The 25914-nt window shown below is 74.6% G+C and carries 24 protein-coding genes; 9 read left to right on the forward strand and 15 right to left on the reverse strand.

Going from position 1 to position 25914, the window contains the following annotated elements:
- From ACZ3YO_RS29985 to dnaK, 7 genes are all read right to left on the reverse strand, one after another.
- On the reverse strand, positions 1 to 565 hold a 565-nt coding region (locus tag ACZ3YO_RS29985), incomplete at its 3' end, for an alkaline phosphatase family protein (RefSeq protein WP_465575434.1).
- An 80-nt stretch (positions 566 to 645) separates the two neighbouring features.
- Positions 646 to 2091, reverse strand: coding sequence for an endonuclease/exonuclease/phosphatase family protein (locus ACZ3YO_RS29990; protein ID WP_465575437.1), 1446 nt, complete (start codon positions 2089 to 2091; stop codon positions 646 to 648).
- A gap of 394 nt (positions 2092 to 2485) precedes the next feature.
- On the reverse strand, positions 2486 to 3814 hold the full coding sequence (locus tag ACZ3YO_RS29995) for a cryptochrome/photolyase family protein (protein WP_465575439.1): 1329 nt from the start codon (positions 3812 to 3814) through the stop codon (positions 2486 to 2488).
- A 147-nt stretch (positions 3815 to 3961) separates the two neighbouring features.
- Complete coding sequence (locus tag ACZ3YO_RS30000) at positions 3962 to 4318, reverse strand: PRC-barrel domain-containing protein (protein ID WP_465575442.1); 357 nt, start codon at positions 4316 to 4318, stop codon at positions 3962 to 3964.
- A 267-nt stretch (positions 4319 to 4585) separates the two neighbouring features.
- Positions 4586 to 5614, reverse strand: coding sequence for a BadF/BadG/BcrA/BcrD ATPase family protein (locus ACZ3YO_RS30005; RefSeq protein WP_465575445.1), 1029 nt, complete (start codon positions 5612 to 5614; stop codon positions 4586 to 4588).
- A 192-nt stretch (positions 5615 to 5806) separates the two neighbouring features.
- On the reverse strand, positions 5807 to 6706 hold the full coding sequence (locus tag ACZ3YO_RS30010; RefSeq protein ID WP_465575448.1) for a hypothetical protein: 900 nt from the start codon (positions 6704 to 6706) through the stop codon (positions 5807 to 5809).
- Between the two features lie 76 nt (positions 6707 to 6782).
- Entirely contained in the window at positions 6783 to 8669 is a 1887-nt protein-coding gene (dnaK, locus tag ACZ3YO_RS30015; RefSeq protein ID WP_465575451.1) for a molecular chaperone DnaK, read from the reverse strand.
- 508 nt (positions 8670 to 9177) lie between these two features.
- Between dnaK and ACZ3YO_RS30020 the strand changes: the two genes are divergently transcribed.
- The 3 genes from ACZ3YO_RS30020 (at position 9178) to ACZ3YO_RS30030 (ending at position 12435) form a co-directional block, all read left to right on the forward strand.
- Entirely contained in the window at positions 9178 to 10302 is a 1125-nt protein-coding gene (locus ACZ3YO_RS30020; protein WP_465575454.1) for a DegT/DnrJ/EryC1/StrS family aminotransferase, read from the forward strand.
- Positions 10303 to 10369: 67 nt separating this feature from the next.
- Positions 10370 to 11335 carry an NAD-dependent epimerase/dehydratase family protein gene (locus tag ACZ3YO_RS30025; protein ID WP_465575457.1) on the forward strand — a complete coding sequence of 322 codons (966 nt, stop codon included), beginning with the start codon at positions 10370 to 10372 and terminating at the stop codon, positions 11333 to 11335.
- Positions 11336 to 11346: 11 nt separating this feature from the next.
- Positions 11347 to 12435 carry an MGDG synthase family glycosyltransferase gene (locus ACZ3YO_RS30030; RefSeq protein ID WP_465575459.1) on the forward strand — a complete coding sequence of 363 codons (1089 nt, stop codon included), beginning with the start codon at positions 11347 to 11349 and terminating at the stop codon, positions 12433 to 12435.
- Between the two features lie 156 nt (positions 12436 to 12591).
- Here the strand turns inward: ACZ3YO_RS30030 and ACZ3YO_RS30035 are convergent, their stop codons facing one another.
- The 3 genes from ACZ3YO_RS30035 to ACZ3YO_RS30045 form a co-directional block, all read right to left on the reverse strand.
- Positions 12592 to 13320 carry a polysaccharide deacetylase family protein gene (locus ACZ3YO_RS30035; protein ID WP_465575462.1) on the reverse strand — a complete coding sequence of 243 codons (729 nt, stop codon included), beginning with the start codon at positions 13318 to 13320 and terminating at the stop codon, positions 12592 to 12594.
- A gap of 11 nt (positions 13321 to 13331) precedes the next feature.
- Positions 13332 to 14138 (reverse strand): SDR family NAD(P)-dependent oxidoreductase, encoded by an 807-nt coding sequence (locus tag ACZ3YO_RS30040; RefSeq protein ID WP_465575464.1) that lies wholly within the window; start codon positions 14136 to 14138, stop codon positions 13332 to 13334.
- Positions 14139 to 14463: 325 nt separating this feature from the next.
- Positions 14464 to 15351, reverse strand: a complete 888-nt coding sequence (locus ACZ3YO_RS30045) for a DMT family transporter (RefSeq protein WP_465575467.1) — start codon at positions 15349 to 15351, stop codon at positions 14464 to 14466.
- A gap of 367 nt (positions 15352 to 15718) precedes the next feature.
- On the opposite strand from ACZ3YO_RS30045, the gene ACZ3YO_RS30050 reads away from it, so the two are divergent.
- Together ACZ3YO_RS30050 and ACZ3YO_RS30055 are read left to right on the forward strand one after the other, a co-directional pair.
- Positions 15719 to 16126 carry a YciI family protein gene (locus ACZ3YO_RS30050; protein WP_396322234.1) on the forward strand — a complete coding sequence of 136 codons (408 nt, stop codon included), beginning with the start codon at positions 15719 to 15721 and terminating at the stop codon, positions 16124 to 16126.
- An 8-nt stretch (positions 16127 to 16134) separates the two neighbouring features.
- The gene (locus ACZ3YO_RS30055; RefSeq protein ID WP_465575738.1) at positions 16135 to 17280 is read left to right on the forward strand and encodes an RNA polymerase sigma factor; all 1146 of its coding nucleotides are present in this window, start codon (positions 16135 to 16137) and stop codon (positions 17278 to 17280) included.
- Between the two features lie 230 nt (positions 17281 to 17510).
- On the opposite strand, the gene ACZ3YO_RS30060 is transcribed toward ACZ3YO_RS30055, so the two are convergent.
- From ACZ3YO_RS30060 to ACZ3YO_RS30080, 5 genes are all read right to left on the reverse strand, one after another.
- Positions 17511 to 19256 carry a condensation domain-containing protein gene (locus ACZ3YO_RS30060; RefSeq protein ID WP_465575471.1) on the reverse strand — a complete coding sequence of 582 codons (1746 nt, stop codon included), beginning with the start codon at positions 19254 to 19256 and terminating at the stop codon, positions 17511 to 17513.
- A gap of 192 nt (positions 19257 to 19448) precedes the next feature.
- Positions 19449 to 20246, reverse strand: a complete 798-nt coding sequence (locus tag ACZ3YO_RS30065; protein WP_465575474.1) for a 4'-phosphopantetheinyl transferase family protein — start codon at positions 20244 to 20246, stop codon at positions 19449 to 19451.
- Entirely contained in the window at positions 20243 to 21067 is an 825-nt protein-coding gene (locus ACZ3YO_RS30070; protein WP_465575477.1) for a hypothetical protein, read from the reverse strand. The genes ACZ3YO_RS30065 and ACZ3YO_RS30070 overlap by 4 nt, the downstream gene beginning before the upstream one ends.
- Positions 21068 to 21071: 4 nt before the next feature.
- Positions 21072 to 21362 carry an acyl carrier protein gene (locus tag ACZ3YO_RS30075; RefSeq protein ID WP_465575480.1) on the reverse strand — a complete coding sequence of 97 codons (291 nt, stop codon included), beginning with the start codon at positions 21360 to 21362 and terminating at the stop codon, positions 21072 to 21074.
- Positions 21363 to 21488: 126 nt separating this feature from the next.
- Positions 21489 to 22421, reverse strand: coding sequence for a 3-oxoacyl-[acyl-carrier-protein] synthase III C-terminal domain-containing protein (locus ACZ3YO_RS30080; protein WP_465575483.1), 933 nt, complete (start codon positions 22419 to 22421; stop codon positions 21489 to 21491).
- Positions 22422 to 22544: 123 nt separating this feature from the next.
- Here ACZ3YO_RS30080 and ACZ3YO_RS30085 point away from each other — a divergent pair, with 123 nt between their 5' ends.
- The 4 genes from ACZ3YO_RS30085 to ACZ3YO_RS30100 all read left to right on the forward strand — a co-directional run bounded on the left by ACZ3YO_RS30085 (position 22545) and on the right by ACZ3YO_RS30100 (position 25885).
- The gene (locus ACZ3YO_RS30085) at positions 22545 to 22844 is read left to right on the forward strand and encodes a hypothetical protein (RefSeq protein ID WP_465575485.1); all 300 of its coding nucleotides are present in this window, start codon (positions 22545 to 22547) and stop codon (positions 22842 to 22844) included.
- Positions 22841 to 24019 (forward strand): glycosyltransferase, encoded by a 1179-nt coding sequence (locus tag ACZ3YO_RS30090; RefSeq protein WP_465575488.1) that lies wholly within the window; start codon positions 22841 to 22843, stop codon positions 24017 to 24019. Before ACZ3YO_RS30085 ends, ACZ3YO_RS30090 begins: the two co-directional genes overlap by 4 nt.
- A gap of 120 nt (positions 24020 to 24139) precedes the next feature.
- Complete coding sequence (locus tag ACZ3YO_RS30095) at positions 24140 to 25096, forward strand: ATP-binding cassette domain-containing protein (protein WP_465575491.1); 957 nt, start codon at positions 24140 to 24142, stop codon at positions 25094 to 25096.
- Between the two features lie 24 nt (positions 25097 to 25120).
- Complete coding sequence (locus ACZ3YO_RS30100; RefSeq protein WP_465575494.1) at positions 25121 to 25885, forward strand: ABC transporter permease; 765 nt, start codon at positions 25121 to 25123, stop codon at positions 25883 to 25885.
- The last annotated feature ends 29 nt before the right edge of the window (positions 25886 to 25914 follow it).

Raw genomic sequence — 25914 nt, forward strand, 5'->3', positions numbered from 1 at the left:
CCGTCCAGAGGTAGAGCCGGTTGGGGTCGGTCGGGCCCGCCAACGAGGTGAAGTAGGCGTCGCACAGGGTGAACGCATCGGCCAACGCGTACTGGTAAGGGATGTCCTCGCGGGTGAAGTACCCCATCGTGCGCTCGCCCTTGGCGGCGATCCACTTGTTCATCGCACCGTTGTTGATCGCCTGGTGACCGGTGGCCCAGTCGTGCGCCAGACCGCCCGCGTTCTGCGCGTTGTACTTCGACGTGTCCATCCGGTACGGCAACATGACACCGCCGTCGCTGCGCCCGACGTCGGGCTGGCGGAACACGTCCGTCCCGTCCGGGAACTGGAGGGCCTGCTTGTCGCCGAAGCCGCGGACGCCGTTGAGGGTGCCGAAGTAGTGGTCGAAGCTGCGGTTCTCCTGCATGAGGACGACGACGTGCTTGACGTCCTTGATGGTGCCGGTGAGCCGGCCTGCGGCGGGCACGGGTGCGGCGTCGGCGGGTGCGGCGGGGAGGCCGGTGAGCACGGCGGCGCCGGCGGCCGCGGTGGCGCCGACGAAGGTACGGCGGGAGAGTTCGGACATGGCGAACGGGCCTCTCGGGGGTGGCGGAGGAGGGTGGGCGGGCGCCGGGGCGCGGCGGCGCGCGGGTGCGCGCCGGGCCGTCAGAGCTGGAAGGTGGCGACGGCGGCGGCCGTGTCGGAGGGCCACTGGTTGGCGGCGAGGGCGGCCGGGTCGGTGCCGGTGGCGGGCCAGTCGGCGACCAGGGTGTGCGCCTCGACCAGCTTCAGCGGGCCGCCGTACAGGACGTAGTCAATCCGGTCCTGCGGCTCCGGCTTGCTGCCGCGCTGCTTGCGGACCGGGGACCAGGTGTGGCCGGGCGCCTTGGCCGGGTCGCGGTTCTCCTCACGGAAGCTGTCGGTCAGTCCGGCGGCCTGGAGCGCGGTGGTCACCGGCCAGGCGACCGGGCCGACCCCGTTGTGGGAGGCGGCGGTGGCGGCCGTCCAGTCCAGGTGGGACGGCGAGGAGAGCGCCCCGGCGAGGACCACCGGCGTGTGCCCGACGGCGTCCGCCTGGACGGCGGCGGCGAGCGCCTTGGCCTGCCGGCCGCGGGTGGACGCGGTCTCGGCGGCCTCCACCTGGGCGGCGCTCCGGCCGTCCTGGACGGCGTACGGGCCGTAGTCGGCCTCGTCCAGGTGGGCGGCCCAGAACCGGACGGTGCGGCCGCCCGGGAGCTGGAGGGTGGCCCCGGCGGCGGGCAGTGAGGCGGTGACGGCCGTGACGGCGGTGAGCGGGTACCGGCTGAGGATGCCCACGCTGCCGGCGCCTTGGTAGGCGTACCAGCCGAGGGCGGTGGCCAGGCTCTGGGCGGCCGTCCCGGCGGTCTCCTGGAGCGCCAGGACGTCGATGCCCTGGGTGAGGACGGTGCGCAGCTGCTTCTCCGGTGCGTCGGTGAAGGCGGCGCCCGCGTCGGCGAGGTTCCAGCTCGCCACCTTCAGGCGCAGCGGGCCGGCCGGATCGGCGACCGGGACCTGCACGGTGACGGTGTCGGTGGCGCCGGCGCTGTCCCGGACGCCGACGACGACCGTCTCGGGGTTCCTGGTCGCGCCGGCGGGCGCGGTACCGGTGACCGTGCCGTCGGCGGCCACCGAGAGCCAGGAAGCTCCGCTGACCTTGCGGAAGGTGGCCGTCCCCGCCGGGTTCCCGGCCGGGCGGGACCAGAGGCCGCCGAGCCGCACCGAGACGGCGGCGCCGGGGGCCACCGGGGCGGTGGTCAGCGCGTCGACGGCGCTGTGCGGGCGGACGACGGCGGGCTTGGGGCGGAAGGTGAACGGTGCGGTCTGGGCGAGGATGCCGTAGCCGTCCTTGGCCAGGAGGTAGGCGGTGTACGGGCCGCCGGTGAGCGCCGAGGTGTCGAGCTGGACGTCGCCGGAGGAGCCGGGGGTGTACTTCCAGAGCAGGGAGCTGCCGGTGCCGGGCTGGCGGGTGCCGTCGTAGATGCCGACCCAGTTCTTGGCGTCGGGGGCGTCGGTCGTCCAGTGGAAGGTGAGCCGGTCACCCTCGACGGGGCTGGCGGGTGAGGTGAGCGTCAGGGCGCTGCCGGTGGCCACGGTTGTCCTGTCCGCCGCGCTCGGGCAGCCAGCCCGCCCAGGGGGTACGGGCAGGGCCGGGTCCGTCGGCGGCTGGTCACGGAGGCGGGAGGAGGGTTTCCGCAGTTGGCTGTACAACTGCATGCGGCCCCATTCATCCGAAGGTCAGCGACCGGGACATGAACGACGCATGACGGAATATCGGGCGGTCCGGGAACTCCGGGACGTTTACGCGGACCCGCGGGTCCGCGGCGCGCCCGCTTCCGACGTCCCGGGCGGGCCCGGCAGGCCCGGCGGGCACAGCGGGCCCGGCAGGCACGGCGGGCATGCGGGCACGGCGGGCACGCGGGCGCGGCGGCCGGGCACGGCGGGCATGCGGGTACGGGCGGCGCGGGCGACCAGGCGGCCGGTCTGCTCAGCCGAGACCGCGGCCGTGGCGGAGGCGGGCGGAGATCGCGTCGGGGTCGACGAGTGGTGCCGGATAGCCGGCGGGCGGGCGGTCCAGGCGCCACGGGCGGTGGACCGCCCGCCCGGGAAGGGCGGCGAGTTCGGGCACCCAGCGCCGCACGTAGGCGCCGTCCGGATCCAGCCGGTCGGCCTGGGCGAGTGGGTTCAGCACGCGGTTCGGCCGGGTGTCGGTGCCGGTCCCGGCCACCCACTGCCAGTTGAGCTGGTTGTTCGCCACGTCACCGTCGACCAGCAGGCGCAGGAAGTGCCGGGCCCCGGTCCGCCAGTCCTGGTAGAGCGTCTTCACCAGGAAGGACGCCGTGACCAGCCGGGCGCGGTTGTGCATCCAGCCCTCGTGGGCGAGTTGGCGCATCCCGGCGTCCACCAGCGGGAAGCCGGTGCGCCCCTCGCGCCAGGCCTCGGCCTCCGCACTGTCGGAGAGCCAGCGGTCGCCGCGGGTGCGGTATTCGCGGTGAGCGGCCTCCGGGCGGGCGGCCAGCACCTGGTGGTGGAAGTCCCGCCAGGCGAGCTGCCGGACGAACGCCTCCGCACCGCTGCCGCCCCTCCGTCCGGCGGAGGCGGCCAGTTCGGCGGCGGAGAGGCAGCCGAAGTGCAGGTACGGCGAGAGGCGTGACGTCCCGTCGGCGGCGAGGTCGTCGTGCAACTCGTCGTAGCGGTCGAGGGCGTAGCCCCGCCAGAGCCTCCGCCCGGCCCGCTCCCCGCCGGCCGGCAGGCCCGGAGAGTCGGGGACGGCGGCGGGCAGCGGATCGCCGCCGACGCCCGCGGGTGTGCGCACCGCCGTGGGCGCGCGGTGGACCGGCCGGCGCGGCGCCTGCTGCCAGACGCGGAAGTACGGGGTGAACACGGCGTAGTGGTCCTTGCCCGCGGGCGTGAGCTCCCCGGGCACGGCCACCGTGAGCGAGCTGTCGTGGACGTGCAGGCGCGGGCCGAGGAGTGCCCGCAGGGCCAGCTCCCGGCGCTGGGCGAAGGCGCTGACACCGGCCGCGACGTGCACCGAGACGGCGCCGACCTCCTCGGCCAGCCGGGCCGTCGCCACGGCGGCCGGTCCGCGTCGCAGCACCAGCCGCCCGCCGAGGGCGCGCAGCCCGGCGTCGAGGTCGGCAAGGCAGTCGGCGAGGAAGGCGGCCCGGTTGGGCGCGGCGAAGCCGGCGGCGGCGACGTCCGGGTCCAGGACGAAGAGCGGTACGACCTCGTCGGCGGAGTCCAGGGCGGCCCGCAGGACGGGGTTGTCGTGCAGGCGGAGGTCCTGGGTGAACAGGGCGATGGAGACGGTCATCGGTGGCGGCCCGGGGGTGGGAGGTGGCGGTCGGACAGGTCGGGACTCCGCCCGGGCGGTGCCGGGAGGCGACGACCGAGTGTCCCGTCCCGGCGCGGCCGCACGGGGGAACGGCGCGCCGGGACCGGCCCGGGGCCGGCCGGGGCCTCAGCGCCGGGCGAGCCGGCGTTCGCCGCCGGCACCGGTCTCGTAGGCCAGTTCATAGTGGGCGAAGACCGCCGGTTCGTCCTCGGCCGGCAGGATGTCGTCGGGACCGATCGAGGGCGACTGTTTGACCAGGCTCTTGGGGAACGCGACCCGTACGTAACCCGGCCCGACCACGGCGCCGTCCAGCGGGACGAACGCCAGCCGGTGGCGGGTCGGCAGGCCGACCGTCACCGTGGCGAAGAACGGCTGGTCGCTGGCGGTCTCCACGTAGACGGATTCGAGCGTGCCGATCCGGTGGTCCTTCTCGTCGACCACGGCCTGGCCGCGCCATTCCCTGATGTCCGCCATACCGATCATGACGGCCTCCCATCGCCGGCCCGTTCCGCTGGTGGAACCCGGGAGCCTCGTGCTGCCCTGGAAGATCCATCCTGCGCCGCTCTGCCCCGGCCCGCCCGGCGAGGGAGCCGGGGCGGGTCCGCAGGACGCGCCGGGGGCACGCGTCGGGGGCACGTCGGGGCACGCGTCGGGGGCGCGCTCGCCGTCCGGACGGCCTGACGGCGGACCTCTCGCCGGTGGCGGCGCTCAGGCAGCGGCGCTCAAGCAGGGGCGTTCGGTCGGCGGCGTTCAGGCGGCGGGCGTGCGCAGGACGTCGAGCAGGGGCGGATCGACCGGCCAGGGCAGGCCCGTCGTCGCGGTGGCGGCCAGGCGGAGGGCTCCCAGCAGGGGCGGGCCGTCGGGCCGGTGGAGACGGGCCGACGGGAGGCGGGTGGTCAGAGCGGTGCGGGTGGCTTCGCGAAGGCGGGTGAGACGGAACAGGCCTCCGGTCAGGGCGAGCGTGGGTGCCGTGAGCCCGGCTGCGGTGGCGGCGGCCGTCGCGCTGGTGGCGATCTCCCCGGCGGCGCGCCGGACGATGCCGTCCGCGACCGGGCAGCCGGTGTCGGCCGCGGCGGCCACGTCCGGGGCGAAGGCCGCCAGCAGCGCGGCACGGTCGGGGCGTGGCTGGAGCGCGGCGGGCAGGCCGGTCACCGGGCCGTAGCGCTGTTCGGCCGCCGCCAGCAGGGCGGACGAGCCGCCGGCCCGCCCGTCGTACGCGCGCAGCGCCGCCTCCAGGCCCGCGCGCCCGATCCAGCCGCCGCTGCCGCAGTCGCCGAGCAGTTGGCCCCAGCCGTCGGCCCGCCGCCAGCCCGCGACCGGGTGGCAGCCGACCGCCACCAGGCCGGTGCCGGCCGCCACGACGACGCCCGCCCGGGTGCCGAGCGCGCCCGCGTACGCGGCGACGGCGTCACCGGCCAGCACCAGCCGCGCCGCGCCGGTGGCGCGGGCCAGCGGACCGGGGAGCTTGGCGGCGAGGTCGCGGCCGAGCAGGGCCATCCCGGTGGCGCCCACGGCGACGGCGCCGATCCTCGCGCCCGCGGGCAGCCCGGCGGCCAGGGTGTCCAGGGCAGGAAGCAGTTCGGCGAGCAGCGCGTCCGCGTCATGGCCCGACGCGCCGACCCGGGCGGCCACGGCGACGGCCGTCGTCCGCGCGCCGGAAAGATCCTCGGGCCAGGTGCCGGGCGCAAGGGCGAGCCGGATCCCGGTGCCGCCGACGTCGATGCCGGCCACCCAGGCACCGGCTGCCGGTCCGAGCGGATCCCTACGACCCGACGGCATGGGACCACCCACCCTTCGGCCAGGCGGAGGCCTCCGGCGCCACGCGGAACCGGACGGGCGATCGCCCTCCGGCCACCGGAGGCGGAGGTCCGGCACGGCGGCGCACCCCGGCCTGACGGCCGCCGCCGACACTACCCGTACTCCCGCCGCACGGCCGGGTGGGCCGGCGCCTGTCGGGAGGAGGCACGCCGCTCACTCCTCGCCTGCGGGGAGGATCCAGTCGAAGGGCATCAGCTCCTTCTCCCAGGGGGCCAGAGCGGCCAGGTCGACGGCGGCTTCGGGTGTCCGGAGCAGGCAGCGGTGGCGGAGCAGTTCGCGGCGCTCGCGGGGTGTCAGCAGCCGCTCCTCCGGGCTGAGGTTCTCCGGGTGGTCCGGGCTGAGTACCGTGCTGCCGTCGATCGGGCGGTCGCCGTCCACATTGAGCCGGTCGCCGGACGAGGTCCGGTAGTCGAGCCGGAGGCCGGTCGCCCACTGCGAGTTGCCGCCCCAGCCCTGGGACAGGTCGACGGTCGGCCGGTGACGGCGCCGGAAGCCCCAGTACAGCGGCGAGCGGTCGGCCACACCACGCTGCGCATGCTCGGCGCCGGCCCGGACCCGGACGCCCGCCCGGCCGAACACGAGGTCGCCGAGCATCAGGCCCGGCCAGAGCACCCCGGTGAGCTCGATCGGCGACCGGGGGTCGTCGGCCTGCTCGACCTCGACGATCTCGTGCAGGACGGGGTCGAACCCGCCCCCGGCCCCCGCCCCGGCCGGTGTCATGCCGAGGGCGCCGAACAGCCCGAGGTACTCGTGGTCCGGGAACGCCGGCGTCGGCATGGCGTCGTCCACCGCATCGCGGGAGGGCTGCCGGCCGAGCAGCAGGATGTCGCTCACCCGGCTCAGGGCGTAGAGCTGCCGGTGCAGGCTCAGGACGCTGTCGTCGGTGCGGTGCGCCGTCCACCACCCGCTGCACTCGGCCGCCACCGCGAGCGAGGTGCGGTAGCCGCCCTGGGCACGGTCGAGCCACGGGGTGACGACCTCCCCGTACGCATCCGTGCCCTCGTGTCCCAGCAGTCCTTCGTAGAGCTCACGCGCTCCCACCCTGTTCCCCATGGGCCGGACTCTATGCGAAGGCCGGCGGGCCGCGGCCGGCCGTTCCGGACGAGGAGAGGCCCGGCATCCGACCGGCTCAGCCGCCCGGGCGCCCGGGCCTCTCCTCGTCCACGATCTCGGCGTCGACGACCTCCTCCTCGCCGCCCGGCGCGCCCTCGGAGCCGCCCGCCGAGCCGTCCGAGGCGCCCTCCGCGGGCTGGGTGCCGGAGCCGGACGAGGCCTGGGAGTAGATGGCCGTGCCGATCTTCTGCGCGACGAGGGCCGCCCGCTCCAGCGAGATCCGGACGGCAGCGGTGTCCTCGCCCTTGAGCTTCTCCTTGAGGTCGGCGAGCGCCGCCTCCACCTCGGTCCGGACGTCGCTTGGGACCTTCTCGGGGTTGTCGGCGAGGAGCCGCTCGGTCGAGTAGACGAGCTGCTCGGCCTGGTTGCGGGTCTCCGCGGCCTCCCTGCGCTGCCGGTCCTCCTCGGCGTGCTGCTCGGCGTCCCGCATCATCCGCTGGATGTCGTCCTTCGGCAGCGAGGAGCCGCCGGTGACGGTCATCTTCTGCTCGCGGCCGGTACCGAGGTCCTTCGCACCGACGTGCATGATGCCGTTGGCGTCGATGTCGAAGGTGACCTCGATCTGGGGCAGGCCCCTGGGCGCGGGCGGCAGGCCGGTCAGCTCGAACATGCCGAGCCGCTTGTTGTACGAGGCGATCTCGCGCTCGCCCTGGTAGACCTGGATCTGCACGGACGGCTGGTTGTCCTCGGCCGTGGTGAAGATCTCCGAGCGCTTGGTCGGAATGGTCGTGTTGCGCTCGATCAGCCTGGTCATGATGCCGCCCTTGGTCTCGATGCCGAGGGACAGCGGGGTGACGTCGAGCAGCAGGACGTCCTTGACCTCGCCCTTCAGCACACCGGCCTGGAGCGCGGCGCCGACCGCCACCACCTCGTCCGGGTTGACGCCCTTGTGCGGGTCCTTCCCGGTGAGCGACCTGACCAGCTCGGTGACGGCCGGCATCCGGGTCGAGCCGCCGACCAGGATGACGTGGTCGATGTCGGACACCTGGATCCCGGCGTCCTGCACCGCCTGGTGGAACGGGCCCTTGCACCGCTCCAGCAGGTCGGCGGTGAGCTGCTCGAACTGGGCGCGGGTGAGTTTCTCCTCCAGGTGTAGCGGACCGTCGGCGGAGGCGCTGACGTAGGGCAGGTTGATGCTGGTCTCGCTCGCCGAGGAGAGTTCGATCTTGGCCTTCTCGGCGGCCTCGCGCAGCCGCTGCGCGGCCATCTTGTCCTTGGCGAGATCGATCCCGTAGCCGTTCCTGAACTGCTGCACCAGGTGGTCCACGACCTTCTGGTCCCAGTCGTCGCCGCCGAGATGGGTGTCGCCGTTGGTGGACTTCACCTCGACCACCCCGTCGCCGATCTCCAGCAGCGAGACGTCGAAGGTGCCGCCGCCCAGGTCGAAGACCAGGATCGTCTGGTCGTTCTCCTTGTCCAGCCCGTACGCGAGCGCCGCCGCGGTCGGCTCGTTGACGATGCGCAACACCCTCAGGCCGGCGATCTCGCCCGCCTCCTTGGTCGCGGTGCGCTGGGAGTCGTTGAAATACGCCGGGACGGTGACGACGGCGTCGGTCACGTCCTCGCCCAGGTAGGCCTCGGCGTCGCGCTTCAGCTTCTGCAGCACGCGGGCGGAGATCTCCTGCGCGGTGTAGCGCCGGCCGTCCACGTCGCCGGCCTCGGGGAAGCGCCACTGCGCCTCGCCGACGTGCCGTTTCACCGAACGGGCGGTGCGGTCCACGTTGGTCACCGCCTGCCGCTTGGCCACCTCGCCGACCAGCACGTCGCCGGCCTTGGCGAACGCCACCACCGACGGCGTGGTGCGGGCGCCCTCCGCGTTGGGGACGACGGTGGGTTCGCCGCCCTCCAGGACGCAGACGACGGAGTTGGTGGTGCCCAGGTCTATCCCGACCGAACGAACCATCGCCGGCCTCCTTCCGCACAGGCCCCGCCGGGCTGCGGGCCTTGAGTCGGGCCAAGTCAATTGTCGCTCCGTCGTGGGCACCCGGCCGCCCCGGCAGGTCCGGCCGGGCCGGACCTGCCCGGACCTGCCCGGACCTGGTCGGGCGCCCGGGCCGGGGAAAGCGCCGCGGGCATCCTCGGACACGTCCGGTGAGTGCTGTGCGCGCAGCGGTGGCGACACCCGGACGGAGTATCCGCGGCCTGCGCAGGGCGACGGAGGGGTCGCCTCCCGGAGCCCTGGGCGGGCGGCGGGGCGCGAGCGAGGGCAGGGGGGCGCGAGCGAGAGCAGGGGGGCGCGGCGGGCAGGGGCTGCGGATCACCCGGGTGGGCGGTGACGACGGGCCGGGGCCGGGCGGGCGAAGTAGCGTGATGTGCCTGGCCCGACCGTTTTGCCCGGTCTGCCCGGAGATACGTGTTTCCCAGAGATGCATGTCCTATGAAGTGTTCATCCTGCTGTCGGAGGAGGCCCGATGGGCGTTCCAGCCGCTCGCATCGTCTTCGACGAGAGCGACCGTTCGGCCGTCGCGGACGCGGTGACGGAGATCCTCGCCACCGGCGCGCTGACGCTCGGCCCCTGGACCGAGCGGTTCGAGGAGGCCTTCGCGGCCGAGCACGGTGCCACGCACGCGGTCGCCGTCGCCAGCGGCACGGCGGCACTGGAGATCGTCCTGCGCACCGTCGACGTCCGCGACCGTGACGTGGTCGTCCCGGCCGTCACCTTCTACGCGACCGCCGGAGCCATCCTGCACGCGGGTGGGCGGCCGGTCATCGCCGACGTCGACCCGGCCACCTTCGCCCTCAGCCCCGAGACGCTGGAGGCTGCGCTCACCCCGGACACCGCCGCCGTGGTGCTGGTGCACATCGGCGGGCTGATCACCCCCGAGGTGGACGCCCTGCGCGCGATCTGCGACCGGCGCGGCATCCCGCTGGTGGAGGACGCCGCACACGCCCACGGCAGCAGCTACGACGGGCGCCCCGCCGGGTCGTTCGGCCTGGCCGGCGCCTTCTCGTTCTATCCGACCAAGGTCACCACCAGCGGCGAGGGCGGCATGATCCTCACCGAGTCGGCCGAGCTGCGCGACGAGGCCCGGATCCACCGTGACCAGGGCAAGGGCTCGTTCACCACCAACCACCACGTCCGGTTCGGCGCCTCCTGGCGGATGAGCGAGCTGAACGCCGCCGTCGGCACGGTGCACCTGCGGCGGCTCAAGGAGTTCGTCGAGACCAGGCGCCGGGTCGCCCAGCGGTACGACGCGGCGCTCGCCGGGCTCGACGGCCTGCGACCGACGGCCGAGCCGGCCGGTTCGCGCAGCAACTACTACAAGTACGTGGTGCTGCTGCCGGCGGGCGTCGACCGCGCCGCGTTCAAGCGGGCGGTGGCCGAGGAGCACGCAGTCCGGCTCTCCGGCGAGGTGTACGACCTGCCGCTGCACCTGCAGCCGGTCCTGGCCCCCTACCGACGGGGGCCGCTGCCGGTCGCCGAGGACCTCTGCGCCCGGCAGGTCTGCCTGCCGGTGCACTCCGACATGACCGAGGACGAGACCGACCAGGTGATCGCGGCGGTCACGGCCGTCCACCGGCGGCTCGCGGGATGAGCCCCTGCCGGGAGCACCCCGCCGTCCGGAGAGCCCCGACCCAGCCAGCCGGAGAAGGAGAGAGAACGTGCGCGTAGCCGTCACCGGGGGGTGCGGATTCATCGGCTCACACGTCGTGGACCGGCTGCTGTCGGCCGGGCACGAGGTGCTCGCGGTGGACACCACCGACAAGTACCTCAACCCCGGCGCCGAGCACGCCCGGATCGACATCCTGGACCTGCCCGCGCTCACCGCCGCCCTGGACGGCAGCGAGGTGGTCTTCCACCTGGCCGCGATGGCCGACGTCGAACACGTCGCCGCCGACCCGGTCCGCGCCGTGCGCACCAACATCGACGGCACCGAGGCCGTCCTGGAGGCGGCCCGGCGCAGCGGGCTCAGCCGCACCGTGCTGGCCAGCACCGTCTGGGTCTACGGCGCCGCGCTCGCCGAGGCCGGGATGGACAACGGCGAGCAGGAGCTGGACGAGCACGTGCCGATCGAGCTGGACCACAGCGGGCACCTGTACGTCGCCACCAAGCTCGCCGCCGAGATGCTGGTGCACAGCTACCGGGAGCTGTACGGGCGGCACTTCACCATCCTGCGCTACGGCATCCCGTACGGGCCGCGGATGCGGGACGAGCTGGTGGTCGCCCGGTTCGTGCAGGCGGCACTGGCCGGACGGCCGATCACCATCGCCGGGGACGGCCGGCAGAGCCGCAACTTCGTCTACGTCGAGGATCTCGCGGACGCCCACGTCCGGGCCCTCTCCCCCACCGCCGAGGACCAGACCTTCGCCCTGGAGGGCTCGACCGCGATCTCGGTGCGGGACATCGCCGACACCGTCGACCGATTGCTCGGTCCGGTCAGCATCGAGCACATCGAGGCGCGGGCAGCCGACTACTCCGGGCGCCGCATCTCGGCCGCGCAGGCCAAGCGGCTGCTGGGGTGGTCGCCGCGTACCAACTTCGCGGACGGGGTGCGGCGGTACGCCGACTGGTACCGGGACGAGGCGGCTCCGGCCCCCGCGCCCAAGCCCGCTCCGGGCACTTCCTGAGGCCGCGCCCGGTGCCGCACGCGCTGCTGGTCTCCGGCTCGCTCGGACAGGGCCACGACGTGATGGCCCAGGCCTGCGCGGACTCGCTGCACGACCGCGGGTGGACCACCAGCACCGTGGACGCGATGGCCCTGCTCGGCCAACGGTCCGGCGCAGCCGGGGAGCTGGTCTTCCGCCGGCTGCTCGGCCTGCCCGGGGTCTACGACGCCTTCCACTTCTCCGCGCTGCGGCCCGGCGCCCGGATCGCGCTGCTCGCCGACGCGGCGGCCCGGACCCGGCTGGTGCCGGCCCTGCGGAAGCTGGTCGCCGAGCAGCGGCCGGAGCTGGTGGTGTCGGTGTTCGCCACCGCGACCTCGGCGGTGAACCGGCTGGGCAGGGACCACGGCGCGTCCGGCTTCCGCCACCTCGTCCTCTGCACCGACGTCACCCCCCACCGGCTCTGGGTGCAGGCCGGCACCGACCTCTTCCTGGTCACCTCCGAGGTCGCCGCGTGCGCGGTGCGGCGCTACCGCCCCGACGCGGCGGTCGCCGTACTGCCCGCGCCGCTGCGGGAGCCGTTCTACCGCCCGCCGGGGCGGGCACAGGCCAGGGCCGAGTGCGGTGTGCCGCCGGACGCGCGGTGCGTGCTGCTGATGTCCGGGTCCTGGGGCCTCGGCCCGCTCGCCCGGACGGCGGCCTCGCTGGCGGACGCCGGGCCGCACGTGCTCGCCGTGGCCGGCCGCAACCGCGAGCTGGAGCGCCGGCTCCGGCACGCCGCCGGGCCCCGCCCCAACCTGCACCCGTTCGGGTACACCGATCGGATCCCGGCGCTGATGACCGCCGCCGACCTGGTGGTGACCAGCTCCGGCGACACCTGCAGCGAGGCGCGGGCGCTCGGCCGCCGGCTGCTCCTGCTGGACGTCGTCCAGGGGCACGGCCGCGACAACCTCCAGCACGAACTGGAGCTGGGCCACGCCGACGTGACCTCGGCCGGCCCCGCCGAGGTCGTCCGCAACGCCCTCGCCGCCCTGGACCGCCCCTCCCCGTCCCCCTCCTCCGGCGCCTCCCCGGAGGGATGGCGGACGGGGTTCGCGACGGCGCTGGAGCGGGTGGGGCTCTAGCAGGGCTGCACCAGAGCGGTGTCAGGGCTGTAGCAGGGCGGAGTAGGGCGGGTATCAGGGGCCGGATCGGGCGGTTCCGGAGCACGTGGGCCGGATCGGGCGGTTCCGGAGCACGTGGGCCGGAGCACGTGGGGCTACGGCCGCCCGCCCGGCGCGTCACGCCACGCCGTGGTCGCGCAGGGGGCCGAGGGTCAGGCCGTGGCTCCGGCAGTGGGCGGCGATCAGCGGGAGGGCGCCGAGGGTGGCACGCCAGGAGCCGGGGGCCGAGGTGCAGTCCGAGTCGTGGAGCAGCAGAGTGGCGCCGCCGGTGAGGCCGGGGCGGGCGGTCGCGAAGACGGAGTCCGCGGTGGCGCGGTCGGTCCAGTCCCGGCCCCAGGCCGTCCAGAGGACGGTGCGCAGGCCGAGGCGGTGGGCGGCCAGCGCCGGGCCGGCCGTGCGGACGCCGTAGGGCGGGCGGTACCAGCGCGGCCGGGCACCGCAGAGCCCGGTGACCGCCTCGGTGGCGCGGCGCAGCTCCCGCAGATCACGCCCCGGGGCCGGGTACCACTGCTGCCGGTGGTGCCAGCCGTGGACGGCCACCTCGTGGCCGCGAGCCACCAGTTCGCGGCCGAGGCCCGGGGCGCGTTCCAGCATCGCGCCGAGCAGGAAGAAGGTGGCGCGGGCTCCGATGCCGTCGAGGGCGTCGAGGATGTACGGGGTGCTGCGTCGGTCCGGGCCGTCGTCGAAGGTCAGTGCCACATGGCGGGGTTCGGTGCCGTACCCGGCGATGCGGCGGGCCACCGTTCGGCGGACGGCGGTCAGGCGGACGGCCGCCGGGGAGAGGTGGACGAACTGGACGCCCGCCACCGCCAGGGCGGCCCGGCGGACGGTACGGGCCCGGTCCATCGGCGCCTGCCTCAGCCGAACCGGGCGGCCATCCGCCGGAACGCCCCCGGGGCGACGCCGTGGATCCGAGCCGGGAAGCCGAGCCAGCGCGGGACGAACGGCCGGTCACAGGCGGTGGTGAGAGTGGCGAACACGGTCTCGGCGACCACTTCGGGAGTGACCGGGCGGGGGCGTTCGCGCTGGTACGGGGTGCCGCGACGGGCGAAGAACGGGGTCTCGACCGCGCCCGGCAGCACGATCCGGACGCCGACGCCCGTCCCGCGCAGCTCGTACCAGAGGCTCTCGGCGAACATCGCCAGCCCGGCCTTGGTCGCGGCGTAGGCGGCCTCGTCGCACACGCCGACCTGGCCGGCGATGGAGCCGAGCAGCACGATCCGGCCGCGGCCGCGCTCCAGCATTCCGGGCAGGAGGAGGCGGACCAGACGCAGCGGGGCGGCGAGGTTGACCTCGATCATCCGGTCCAGGGTGTCGGTGGGCGTCTCGGCGAAGGGGCCGCGCCAGCCGAGGCCGGCGCTGGCGATCAGCGCGTCCACCCGGCCGGCGGCGGCGAGGGCGGATTCGGCGAGACGCTGCGGGCCGTCCGGCTTGGCGAGGTCCTCGGGCAGGGCCCGGCCGCCGGTGCGGGCGGCGACATCGTCCAGGCGGGCGCGATCGGTTCCGGAGAGGAGCAGCTGCCAGCCGGCCGTACCGAGGCGGGTCGCCGTGGCGGCGCCGATGCCCGAGGAAGCGCCGGTCACCAGGACCACCGGCGGGTCGGCCACGGGCCGGCGGGGCTTCCGGAATGGCTTCCGGAAGGAGTGCTGGGCTTCGTCCGTCATGGCTCCTGCCGCTCTGTGCGCGCCGCGCCGTCGGCCGGGTCGGGCGCGGGGTCCCGAACGTACGTCCGGCGCGTGAGCCCGGCGTGGCCTGTGCCGTGTGGCCTGTGCCGTGTGGGCTGTGCCGTGTGGCCTGTGCCTGCTCGGTTCGTCCGGTGTTCGGTCCGTCATGTTTTGCCCGGCAAGCCACCTTCGCACGGCGGCGCCGTCCGGGCGACCGGGCACCGTTCGGGGTGCGCAGGTGTCGTTCGCGGTACGGGTGTCGTTCGGGGCGTGGGTGTCGTTCGGGGCGTAGGTGCCGTTCGAGGTGCTTGAGGCCGTCCGCCGCCTACCGGGGTGGCAGCGCGGCCTCGGCGGCCTCGTCCGGAGCCGGGCGGGCACTGGGGCCCACCTCGGGCTCCACCTCGCCGAAGCGGGAGAGGACGAAGGTGCCGCCGACCGCGACCGCGAAGCCGGTCAGCGCGCACCAGCCGTAGCCGGGGCGCGCCGCGTCCCCGAGCGCGACCACCCCCACCAGGGCCGGGCCGAAGGTCTCGGTGACCGTCCCTGCGGCCGTCGCCGCCGTCACCGTCCCGCGTTGCAGGGCGAGCGCGTACGCGAGGTAGCCGCCCAGCCCGCCGGCGGCGAGCGCGTACGCCGCCGGATCGGTGAGGACGTCCGCCGGGCCGGCGGCGTCCAGGACGCGCACGGCCAGGCTGGTCACACCGAAGCCCACGCCCGCGAGCAGGCCGAGGCCGGCCGCCGCCGCGTTGCCGCTGCGCCGGGCCAGCACCAAGGTGAGCAGCAGCATCAGCGCCGTGGTGGCCAGCAGCGACCAGTGGAAGGCGGGCGGGGCGTGGTCGCGGCCCTCCTGGCCGGAGCCGAGCGCGAGCAGGGTCAGGCCGGCCACCACCGCCGCGATCCCGGCCAGGTCGGAGCGGTGCAGCCTGGCGCCGACCAGCCGGGCGGCGGCAAGCGCGGTGACGGCCAGGCTGGCGTTGGTGACCGCCTGGACGAGGAAGAGCGGAAGGGTGCGCAGCGCGACGACGCTCAGCGCGAAGCCCGCGATGTCCAGGCCGGTGCCGAGCAGGAACTGCCAGGAGCGGGCCAGCGCGGCCAGCAGCCCGACCCGCACACGGTCCGCCCGGGGAGCCGACCGGGCGCCGCGGGCCTGGAAGACCGACCCGAAGCCGAAGCAGACGGTCGCGACCAGCGCGGTGGTGAGTCCGAGCAGCATGGCTCTCCCAGCCTCGGCGGCAGGATCCACCACCAGTCTCTGCCCGCACGGCCGGGCCCGCACCAAAGGCGGCGTGGGTGGGAGGTGAGGTGACCGGCGGCGAGGGGCGGGCCCGCGTTGTCCCCGGGCCCCCGGCGTCCGGGCGGGGGCCTGCCGGACACGGCGCCGGACCTCGCTCCGTCCCGACCTCGCGCCACGCCGCACCGTGGACCCGAGCGCCGTGGACCGGAGCGCCGCGAGGCGGCTCACCCGGCTCCTCCCCGGGCGCCAAAACAATTCCGACCGCGATGTCGAGAACCGGTGACCGGCTCCGTCCCCGCAGTGAAGGCGACCACAATGGGCCGCACCAGTTCCGAGGAGAATCACGATGGCCAAGTACCTGCTTCTCAAGCACTACCGTGGCGCCCCGGCTTCGGTCAACGACGTGCCGATGGACCAGTGGACGCCGGAGGAGATCTCGGCGCACGTGCAGTACATGAACGACTTCGCGGCCCGGCTCGAGAAGACCGGGGAGTTCGTCGACGGTCAGGCACTCGCCCCCGGGGGGACGTTCGTCCGGTACGACGGCGAGGGGCGCCCGCCGGTCACCGACGGCCCGTTCGCCGAGACCAAGGACCTCATCGCCGGCTGGATGGTGATCGACGTCGACAGCTACGAGCGCGCCGTCGAGCTGGCCGGGGAGCTGTCGGCCGCCCCCGGGGCGGGCGGGAAGCCGATCCACGAGTGGCTCGAGCTGCGCCCCTTCCTGTCCGCGCCGCCCACCATCACGGAGTGACCTCATCGATGGACGAGGCCCTGCTCCGGAGCCTCACACCGAGCGTGCTCGCCGTCCTCGTCCGCCGCGGAGCCGACTTCGCGGCGGCCGAGGACGCCGTGCAGGAAGCGCTGGTCGAGGCGGTCCGCGTCTGGCCGGCCGACCCGCCGCGGGACCCGAAGGGCTGGCTGATCACCGTGGCCTGGCGGAAGTTCCTCGACGCGACCCGGTCCGACGCCGCCCGCCGCCGGCGTGAGGACCTCGTCGACGAGGAGCCGGCGCCCGGGCCCGCACCCGCGGTGGACGACACGCTCCAGCTCTACTTCCTGTGCGCCCACCCGTCGCTGACGCCGTCGTCGGCGGTCGCGCTCACGCTGCGTGCCGTCGGCGGGCTGACCACCCGCCAGATCGCGCAGGCCTACCTGGTGCCCGAGGCGACCATGGCACAGCGCATCAGCCGGGCCAAGCGCACCGTCTCCGGCACGCGCCTCGACCGGCCCGGTGACGTCGCCACCGTCCTGCGCGTCCTCTACCTGGTCTTCAACGAGGGCTACTCCGGCGACGTCGACCTCGCCGCCGAGGCCATCCGGCTCACCCGGCAGCTCGCGGCCCAGGTCGACCACCCCGAGGTGGCCGGGCTGCTCGCCCTCATGCTGCTCCACCACGCCCGGCGCGCCTCCCGGACGGCACCCGACGGCAGCCTGGTGCCGCTCGCCGAGCAGGACCGCGCCCGGTGGGACACCAGGGGGATCGCCGAGGGCGTCGGCATCCTTCAGGCGGCCCTCGCCCGCGACCGGCTGGGCGAGTTCCAGGCCCAGGCCGCCATCGCGGCACTCCACGCCGACGCGCCCACCGCCGGGGAGACCGACTGGCTGCAGATCGTCGAGTGGTACGACGAGCTCGTACAGCTGACGGACAGCCCGGTCGTGCGGCTCAACCGGGCGGTGGCCGTCGGAGAGGCCGACGGACCACGCGCCGGCCTGGCCGCGCTCGCGGCGCTGGACGACGCGCTGCCCCGCCACACCGCGGTGGCGGCGTACCTCCACGAGCGCGACGGCGACGTGGCGACGGCGGCACGGCTGTACGCCGAGGCGGCCCGGAAGGCGCCCGACCTCGCCGAGCGCGACCACCTGACGCGCCAGGCCGCCAGGCTCAACGACCGCCGGCGCCGCTGAGGGATCGTGCGTGGACGCCCGCTCGGCACGTGGCGGGGGCGGTGGCGCGGCCCCGTGGCCGGCGCGGGGGGCGCGGCGCGGCCCCGTGGCCGGAGCGGTCGCCCCGACCGGCCGGGCGAGGCCCGGAGATACCGGGCGAAGAACCTGGTAGCGCTGTCGGCCTCGAACAGGGGGATATCGACGTGCCTCCGACCCATTTCTCCACCACTGATCACAACTCCGGGCGAGCACTACGGCGTTCCTCCCGGAGGGCCCGCGGCAGCGCCGGCGATCGCCGGGTCGCGGCCGGTGCCTTCGGCGGTGACCGGCAGGGTGCTCCAGGGCGGCAGCCCGTCCGGGAGGGCGCCGGTGGCCGTGTGCACGAGGTAGTGGTGCGGCGCCATCGCGGTGTCGTGGCCGGGGAGAGCCGCCACCACCGCCCGGTGGGCGGCGAGCGGGGTGAGCGCCGGATCGTGGGTGGCGATGCGGGCGACGAGGCGGCCGTCCACGTGTTCGACCGCGGTGCTCGCGGTGGTACCGAGGGCGCCGGCGACCAGGGCCCGGACGGCCTCCAGGTCGATCCAGCAGCCGTCGATCAGTTCCCAGGCGCCGGTCCGGACGGCGGACGGCACACCGGTCAGGGCGGGCAGGTCGGCGAGTGGGAACGGCCCGTGTGCGGCGGCCCCGAGGAGGGCCGGCAGGGCGAGCGCGAACCGCTGGGCCTCCGTCCGGTCGAGCACCTGCGGGCAGGTGAGCAGGGCGAACTCCAGGCTGCCGGAGGTCCGGAGGACGTTGAGCATGATGCGGACCGGGAGCGGCTGGTCGGGCAGCCAGGTCAGTTCGGGGTCGCCGACCGGGGCCGGGCGGGCGTCGGACATCGCCTCGGGGATGGCCAGACTGAGGTCGTTGACGACGACCTGCCGGGCGAAGCGGGCGCCGCGCAGGTGGGCGACGTCCTCGATCAGCTGCCAGACCTTCCCGGCAGGGAGGGTGCTGTGCCAGTAGCCGGCGAGGGAAGCGGCCTTGGTGCGGCCGATCAGCTCGTCCAGGTCGACGGCGCCGGCGTCCAGCGCGAGCAGGGCGTCCTGGGCGAGCGTGCCGATGTGGTCGGCCATCGCGGCGCGTTGGCGGTTGGCGGAGAGAGCGGCCAGCACCAGTGTGGAGTGGCCGGCGCGCTGGGCGACCAGGGCGGCGAACGCCGCGAGCAGGACGACCGAGGGGCTCGCGCCGGTCCGCCGCGAGGCGGCGGCGAGGTCGGCACCGGCCGCGCGGGAGCGCAGGACGACGGCGGCGACGTTGTCCGCGGGGCCGGTGATCCGGGAGTCGGCGAAGACCGCCTGCGGGCCGGTGGCCAGGATCCTCTCCCAGTGCCCGAGCCCTGCGGCGGCCTTGCGCCGGCCCTGGTCGCTCCGTTCCCGGGCGGCCACCTCCAACGGGGTCCGGGCCGTTGCGGGCGGCAGCTCCTTGCCGGCGGCGAGCATCAGCCAGTCCTGGATCAGCAGCGTGGTCGCGACGCCGTCCGCGCCGGCGTGGCAGACCACCACGATCAGCCGCAATGCCCGGTCGGCGTCGGCCAGCAGGGTGAAGCGGAGCCGGACGCCGTCCGCCAGGTCGAACGGGACTGCCACCTCGCGACGGCCCGACTCCTCGGCCAGCCTGTCGAGTTCGGTCTCCGCAAGGTCTCCGGTGTCGAGTACGGTGACGGTGAACTCGCCCTCGCCGCGGACCTCCTGGCGCTCCGGGAACCCCTCCGGGCCGGGGCCGGGCGGGAAGACGGTGCGCAGGGATTCGTGTCGCTCGACCAGGACGCGCAGCGCGTCGAGGGCGGCGGGCAGGGTGGTGCCGTCGGGCACCGGCCAGACCGATTCCTTGTTGATCTGGGCGGGCTGGTCGCGCCGGATGCAGCGGATCATGTTGTCCTGGCCGAGGGTGAGCGGCCCGGAGCCGCTGGTCGCGCCGCTGTACCGGACGGTGATCCGCCGGCTGGTCTCTGTCACGTCGTCCGTGCCCTTCGGCTCGCCGGGGGTCCAAGGGTGGTCTGAAGGGTCTGAAGGGTCTGAAGGGTCTGAAGGGTCTGAAGGTCGGGGTCTCGGTGATTCTCAGTGGGTCTCAGCGAGGTGCGGACCGGGACGCTATCAGCGACCCGGGAAAGTGGTCCAGACCAAAGGTTCTGGATATCTGACGATCCGTCAACTATTTGCCCAGAAAGGGCTGGTAAGTACTGTCGGAGCGGACCACCGATGAAGGCGGAGCCGGAACGGGCGGTCGCCGACGGCCGCCACCGCGGCCCGGAACGGCCCCGGCACCGGGGCGTCGTCGATCCGGCAGGGGCCGTCGCCGAGGGCGCCCACATCGGCCAGGACGACCGGCGCCGGACCGGCCAGCGGCAGGGCGAACCCCTGCACCAGCCGACCGCCGTACGCCTTCACACAGGCCTCGCGGCGGCACCAGAGCTCGGTGAAGCGCTCGGCCAGGACGGCGGGCGAGGCGGACGCGGCCAGCGACGCGGCCTCGGCGCCCGGGAAGTAGCGGTGGGCTATCCGGGCCGCGACGCGCGGATCGTGGACCTCCTCGACGTCGGCGCCGACCTGCCGGCCGTCGGTGAGGGCGAGGACGGCGAGGGAACCGGAGGCGGAGTAGCTGACACCGGGCGTGCGGCCATCGCCGGCCGGCTCGGGCTTGCCGTGCGGCCCGAGGCGCCAGGCGAGTTGGGCCGGGTGCAGGCCCAGGCGTTCGGCCACGAGCAGCCGGACGGCGCCGTGCACGACCGTGAAGCGGCGGCCCGCCCCAGGGGCCGGTCCGGCGGCTCGGGCGCGTTCGCCGAGGTCCAGCAGGGTGCGCAGCGCCCGCACCACGGGATCGGGTTGGTCGGTCGGTATGACCCAGAGGTCGACCAGGTCGGGCACATCCGCCGGGTCGTCCGGGCCCATCGAGTCGGGCACATCCGCCGGATCGCACAGGTCGGGCAGGCCGGGCAGGCCGGTCATGGCCCGCCCCGCAGGGCCAGGGTGCTGAGCACGCCGAGCCGGCGGTCGAGACCGGCCGCCAGGACAGACCGCCCTTCGGCCCGCCAGGCGGGGAGCCGCTCGGACAGCGCGGACCAGAGCCCGGTGAACGGCTGGCCGCCGGGCACCTCGACCACGCCGTCGAGGCCGGGGCCGACCGCCAGACCGGGGCCGAGCAGCACCGCCGCACCCTCCCCCAGCGCCTCCGCCTCCACCCGGACCGCCTTCGCCGCGAGTTCGGCATCGACCGAAGAGACCTGATGGACCGTCAGTTCATGGCCTTCCGCCTCCTCGCAGACCAGCACGACCGCACAGTGCCGCTCGGGCAGCTCGACCGGTTCGGCCGCCCGGTAGTGCAGCGCCGTCTGCTCGGCCAGCACCACCACCGCCCGGCGGCAGGCACCCGTCCGGTGGTACTCGGCGGCGATTCGCAGCGCGCTGAAGGCCGCGGCCGAGCCCTGGTCGCAGAGCGCGAAGGCGAGCGGATCGCCCGGGCAGGAGCGACTCAGGGCCAGCGAACTCGGCGCCCCCGGGCGGACGTCCGGGGAGTCGAAGGCGAGGATCAGCAGGTCGGCCGGCCGGCCGTCGGCGAGCGCCTCGCGCAGCAACCCCTCGGCCATCTCCTCGTAGGAGTGACCGACACCCTCGGTCAACAGGTCCTCGCGCAACGGCAGCCCGTACGGGCGGACCAGATCGGAGACGAAGACCCGCAGGTCCGGGTCGAGCGAGGCCTCCGACCGGCCGTCGACGTACCCCGCCACGACCCGGGTGACGGCCAGACCGGGGGCGGAGGCGGCGGCCACCCGGTCAGTCCTCGGGGATGATGTGGCCGGCCACGTAGTCGGCCAGGCTGGTCACCGAGCGCAGGTCGTCCTCGCCGATCTGCTCGACGTCGACCTGGATGTCGAGCGCCTCCTCGACCTCCAGGATCAGCTCGATGGTGCCCGCCGAGGTGAGGCCGAGGTCGTCGAAGAGGCAGGCGTTCTCGGGGATCTCGGAGAGGTCGCGCTTGAGTACGCGGGGCAGCAGCTCGCCGAGGCTCTTCAGGATCCGCTCGCGCAGCTCGGCTTCAGTGGTCTGGACCGCGGGGTCTGGCATGGATGTCCCGTCCCGTCGTGCGTGAAAGGTGAATGGGTGCGGTGGAAGCCGCGGCCGAGGGTGTGGTCGTCCTCGCCGTGCCACGGCAGCGTCTGTGCTCGCCCTACGCGTCCGACTGACGGTGCGTCAGTGCTCGACGGCCATGGCGGAGAAGGTGGCTCCGACACCGGCGGCGGCGATCAGGTAGCGGTCGCCGCGGCGGAGCAGCCCCCGTGTGGTGGCGGTGTGGAGATTGATGAGGCTGTCTGCAGCGAAACTGTGCCCGACCGAGGGCACGTTGTCCAGCACCACCTTTTCCACCGGGTACCCGATCCGGCGGCAGATCATCCGCCAGGAGGCCTGGTTGACGTTGTGCGGAAGGACCACCGCCACGTCCGAGAGGTCCAGACCTGCCTGGTCGAGGGCGGCCTCGATCGCCTCGATCATCACCGTCGGGTACTCGCGCTGGTAGCGGGCGAGCAGGTCCGGATCCCCGGCCAGGCGGCCGTCGAACTCGGGCCGGTGGCGGACGGCGTAGGAGAGCACGCGGTTGCGCTCGCCGGTCGCGCGGACCAGGCAGGCGGCCGCGCCCTCGGCGAAGATCCCCGTCTCGGGCACCACTTGGGCGTCCTTGGTGAAGGTCTTCTCCCCGGCCAGGACCAGGGCCAGCGCCTCCGGGTCGTCGGTGCCGGCCAGCAGCCGGCCGGCCAGGTCGACGGCCAGGAGGCCCACCGCGCAGGCGTGGTGGGTCACGGTGAAGGCGCCGGCGTGCGCCAGGCCGTAGCGGTCGAGCAGTTGGTGCAGCGGGTTGAGCGGGTACGGCACCGCCACCGGCATGCTGCGCGCGTGGATCACGAAACGGACGTGCCGTTCGCGTCCGCGCAGCTCCGGTAGTGCCTCGACGGCGGCGCCGAGCAGGTCGGGCAGCGTCCCGTCCGGGTCCAGTCGCAGCTGGTCCAGGCCGTGGAAGCGGCGGAAGAGTCGAAGTTGACGTGGGGTCAGGCCGATGCGCTCGCCCACCGCCTCGATGGGCACGGTGTGGTGGGGAAGGTGGACGGCCACTGCCTCCAGTGCGGTCACGCGGGCTAGTATTCCGACGCCCGACGGGTCGCACAAGTGATCTCGGGCCGTTCGGGCGCGAGTCTGCGCACCCGCCCCCCGCCATCATCCGCCCCCTGCCGTCGAGCTGGTGGAGCCACCCCCATGACCGATCGTGAACCGTCCTTCCCCCCTGTCCCGGTCCGCCCGGAGCTGGTCGAGCTGCTGGTCAAGGCCGCCGACGCGCCGCCGGAGTGGGCCGCACTGATCACCCCGCAGGCGCGGCTGGACGCCGATCTGCTGCTGGACGAGCGCGAACTCGCCCTGCTGGACACCCTGCTGACCGAGCGATTCGGTACCGCGGCCGGCCTGGCCGACCTGCGCGCCGGGCTGGACCTCGGCGCGCTGGAGGCACTGACCGTCGCCGAGGTGCAACGCCTTCTGCCCGAAGGGGCAGCCCGATGAGCCGGTTCCTGCTGGTCGTGCCTCCGCTGACCGGACACGTCAATCCGACCCTCGGCATCGCCCGCGAGCTGACCGCGCGCGGGCACGAAGTCGCCTGGACGGGCACCGAGTCGGTCCTGCGGCCGCTTCTCGGGCCCGAAGCGGCCGTCCTGGGCACCGGCACCCGGGCGTTCCGGGCGCAGGGCGGGCACGGGCTGGCCGCCCTGCGCTCCCTCTGGGAGGGGTTCATCGTCCCGTACGCGCGGTTCACGGCGAAGCCGTTGGACGCGGTGGTGCGGGAGTTCCGGCCGGACGCGCTGCTGGTCGACCAGCACACGCCGGCGGGCGCCCTGGTCGCGCACCGGTACGGGCTGCCGTGGGCGAGCCTGGCGCCGGGCGCGATGGAGCTGGGGCGGCCGCTGCGGGCATTACCGCAGGTGGAGGCCTGGATGACCGGGCTGCTGCGCGGCCTCTGGCAGCGGGCCGGGCTACCCGAGGGCGAGTACACCGATCCGCGCTTCTCCCCCGCCCTGGTGCTGGCGCTCACCGGCCCGGCGCTGACCGGCGCGGCGTTCCCGGAGCACGTGGCACTGGTCGGGCCGGTGCTGACCGAGCGGCCCGCCGATCCGGCGTTCCCGTGGGAGCGACTGGAGCCCGGGCGGCGCAGGGTGCTGGTCACCATGGGCACGCTGGCCGGAGAGCTCGGGACCGGCTTCCACACCCGTGCCGTCCGGGCGCTGGCGCTCTGCGGCGACGACGTGCAACCGGTGATCGCGGCTCCGCGCGCGCTTCTTCCCGAACTGCCCCGTCACGCCGTCGCGGTGGACCGTGCACCGGTGCTGGAGCTGATGGCCCGCGGCACGCTGGACGCGGTGCTCTGCCACGGCGGGATGAACACCGTCGGCGAGGCACTGGCGCACGGACTACCGCTGGTCACCGCACCGATCCGGCACGACCAACCGTTCGTCGCGGCGCAGGTCACGGCGGCCGGCGCCGGGCTGCGGGTGCCGTTCGCCCGGGTGACGCCGGAGCAGCTGGCGGCGCGGCTGCGCACCGTTCTGGACTCGGAGGACCACCGGGCGGCCGCCGTTCGCGTCGGGGCCGAACTGCTGGCCGGCGGCGGGGCCGCGGCGGCGGCCGAGCGACTGGAGTCGCTGGTGGTGGGCGGAACGGGCCGGCAGAATCCATTGGTCTAGGCCATTGTTTCCGGGGCGCCGCAGACCCTAGGGTGGCGCGCAGTGCCGCGTTCGGCGGCGCCCCTCCGCAGCACCGCATCCCAGGTGCCCCGGCAACCCATCCCCGCACGGGAGTTCTGGTTGATCGAGACCAAGGGACTTCGCAAGTCCTATCCGTCCAAACAACGCGGTCAGGCCGCCGTCGACGCCGTCCGCGGCATCGACCTGGACGTGGCGGCAGGTGAGATCTTCGGCTTCCTCGGCCCCAACGGCGCCGGCAAGACGACCACACTGCGCATGCTCGCCACGCTCATCCGCCCGGACGGCGGCGAGGCCCGGATCGCCGGCGCCGACCTGCTCGCCGACCCGGCCGACGTCCGCCGCCGCATCGGCTACGTCGCCCAGGGCGGCGGAACCACCGATGCCGTCAGCGCCCGCGAGGAGCTGGTGCTCCAGGCGCGGATGCACGGCGCCGGAAAGGCCGCGGCCCTGCAACGCGCCGAGGAGGCCCTGAAGGCCTTCGAGCTCACCGAGTTCGCCGACCGGCCGTGCCGCACCTACTCCGGCGGTCAGCGCCGCCGGGTGGACATCGCACTCGGCGTCATCCACGCCCCCCGGGTGCTCTTCCTGGACGAGCCCACCGTGGGCCTCGACCCGGCCAGCCGGGGCCAGGTCTGGGCGGAGATCCGCCGGCTGCGCGACGAGGGCATGACCGTCGTGGTGACGACCCACTACCTGGAGGAGGCCGACGCGCTCTGCGACCGGGTGGCGATCGTCGACCACGGCGAAGTCGTCGCCGAGGGCACGCCCGAGACCCTCAAGCGGGAGATCTCCGGCGACGTCGTCCTCGTCGGCCTGCCCGCCGGGGAAACCGAACGGGCCACCAAGGCCCTGCGCGAACAGGCCTACCTGCACCGCCTGGAGGCGCAGGGCGAGGGCGGCCTGCGCCTCTACCTGGACGACGGCGCCGCCGCGATCCCGCAGCTGCTGCGCGCCCTCGACGGCGCGGGCGTGGTGCCCGGCACGGTGCAGCTGCAACGGCCCAGCCTGGACGACGTGTTCCTGGCCCGCACGGGCCGCTCGATCGAGCAGGCCTGACCTCCGACACCCCGAGGGGCTCTCTTGAAGCTCGCCCGTGACACCTGGCTGGTCTTCCAGCGGCAGCTGCTGCTGATGTGGCGAACGCCGATCTGGATCGCCGTCGGCGTGATCCAGCCGGTCTTCTACCTGCTGCTGTTCGCGCCGCTGCTCAAGAAGGTCCTGGAACCGATGGGCGCGACCACCTACGCCGCGGCCTACCAGATCTACGTTCCGGGCCTGTTGGCGGTGCTCTGCATCTTCGGCGGCCTCTACACCGGCTTCAGCCTGCTCGGCGAGCTCAAGTCCGGCATCATCGAGCGGGCCCGGGTGACCCCGGTCAGCCGGCTGGCACTGCTGCTCGGCCGGGCACTGCGCGAGACGGTGGCGCTGCTGGTGCAGGCCGTGATCATCACCCTGGTGGCGCTGCCGTTCGGCCTGCGGGTCGGCCCGGTGGACCTGCTGCTGGCCTACCTGTTGCTGGGCCTGCTGGCCCTGATGACCTCGGCGATCTCCTACGGCATCGCCCTGCTGCTCCCGGCCGACGAGGCGATGGCGCCGGTGGTGAACACCCTCGCGCAGCCGATCGCGCTGCTCTCCGGCGTCCTGCTGCCCCTGGCGCTGGCGCCGGTGTGGCTGCAGTCGCTGGCCAAGTGGAACCCCTTCTACTGGGCCGTGGAGGGCATGCGGGCCCTGTTCTCCGGCCACGTCGGGGACAGCGTGGTCTGGCAGGGGCTGCTGGTCGTCGTGGTGATGACGGTGGCGGCGGTGTACTGGTCCGCACGACTGTTCTCCACGCGGGTGCGCTGAGGCCGGACGGACGGCGAGGCGGGGCCGGG

Source organism: Kitasatospora sp. NPDC022785, assembly GCF_055561295.1.

Coding starts and splice junctions, on each gene's coding strand:
- ACZ3YO_RS30045 (WP_465575467.1), bottom strand. CDS start 15,351: ATGCTGCTCGGACTCACCACCGCGCTGGTCGCGACCGTCTGCTTCGGC.
- ACZ3YO_RS30090 (WP_465575488.1), top strand. CDS start 22,841: ATGAGCCGGTTCCTGCTGGTCGTGCCTCCGCTGACCGGACACGTCAAT.
- ACZ3YO_RS30005 (WP_465575445.1), bottom strand. CDS start 5,614: ATGCCGTCGGGTCGTAGGGATCCGCTCGGACCGGCAGCCGGTGCCTGG.
- ACZ3YO_RS30050 (WP_396322234.1), top strand. CDS start 15,719: ATGGCCAAGTACCTGCTTCTCAAGCACTACCGTGGCGCCCCGGCTTCG.
- ACZ3YO_RS30055 (WP_465575738.1), top strand. CDS start 16,135: ATGGACGAGGCCCTGCTCCGGAGCCTCACACCGAGCGTGCTCGCCGTC.
- ACZ3YO_RS29995 (WP_465575439.1), bottom strand. CDS start 3,814: ATGACCGTCTCCATCGCCCTGTTCACCCAGGACCTCCGCCTGCACGAC.
- ACZ3YO_RS30020 (WP_465575454.1), top strand. CDS start 9,178: ATGGGCGTTCCAGCCGCTCGCATCGTCTTCGACGAGAGCGACCGTTCG.
- ACZ3YO_RS30000 (WP_465575442.1), bottom strand. CDS start 4,318: ATGATCGGTATGGCGGACATCAGGGAATGGCGCGGCCAGGCCGTGGTC.
- ACZ3YO_RS30040 (WP_465575464.1), bottom strand. CDS start 14,138: ATGACGGACGAAGCCCAGCACTCCTTCCGGAAGCCATTCCGGAAGCCC.
- ACZ3YO_RS30035 (WP_465575462.1), bottom strand. CDS start 13,320: ATGGACCGGGCCCGTACCGTCCGCCGGGCCGCCCTGGCGGTGGCGGGC.
- ACZ3YO_RS30010 (WP_465575448.1), bottom strand. CDS start 6,706: ATGGGGAACAGGGTGGGAGCGCGTGAGCTCTACGAAGGACTGCTGGGA.
- ACZ3YO_RS30085 (WP_465575485.1), top strand. CDS start 22,545: ATGACCGATCGTGAACCGTCCTTCCCCCCTGTCCCGGTCCGCCCGGAG.
- dnaK (WP_465575451.1), bottom strand. CDS start 8,669: ATGGTTCGTTCGGTCGGGATAGACCTGGGCACCACCAACTCCGTCGTC.
- ACZ3YO_RS30075 (WP_465575480.1), bottom strand. CDS start 21,362: ATGCCAGACCCCGCGGTCCAGACCACTGAAGCCGAGCTGCGCGAGCGG.
- ACZ3YO_RS30065 (WP_465575474.1), bottom strand. CDS start 20,246: ATGACCGGCCTGCCCGGCCTGCCCGACCTGTGCGATCCGGCGGATGTG.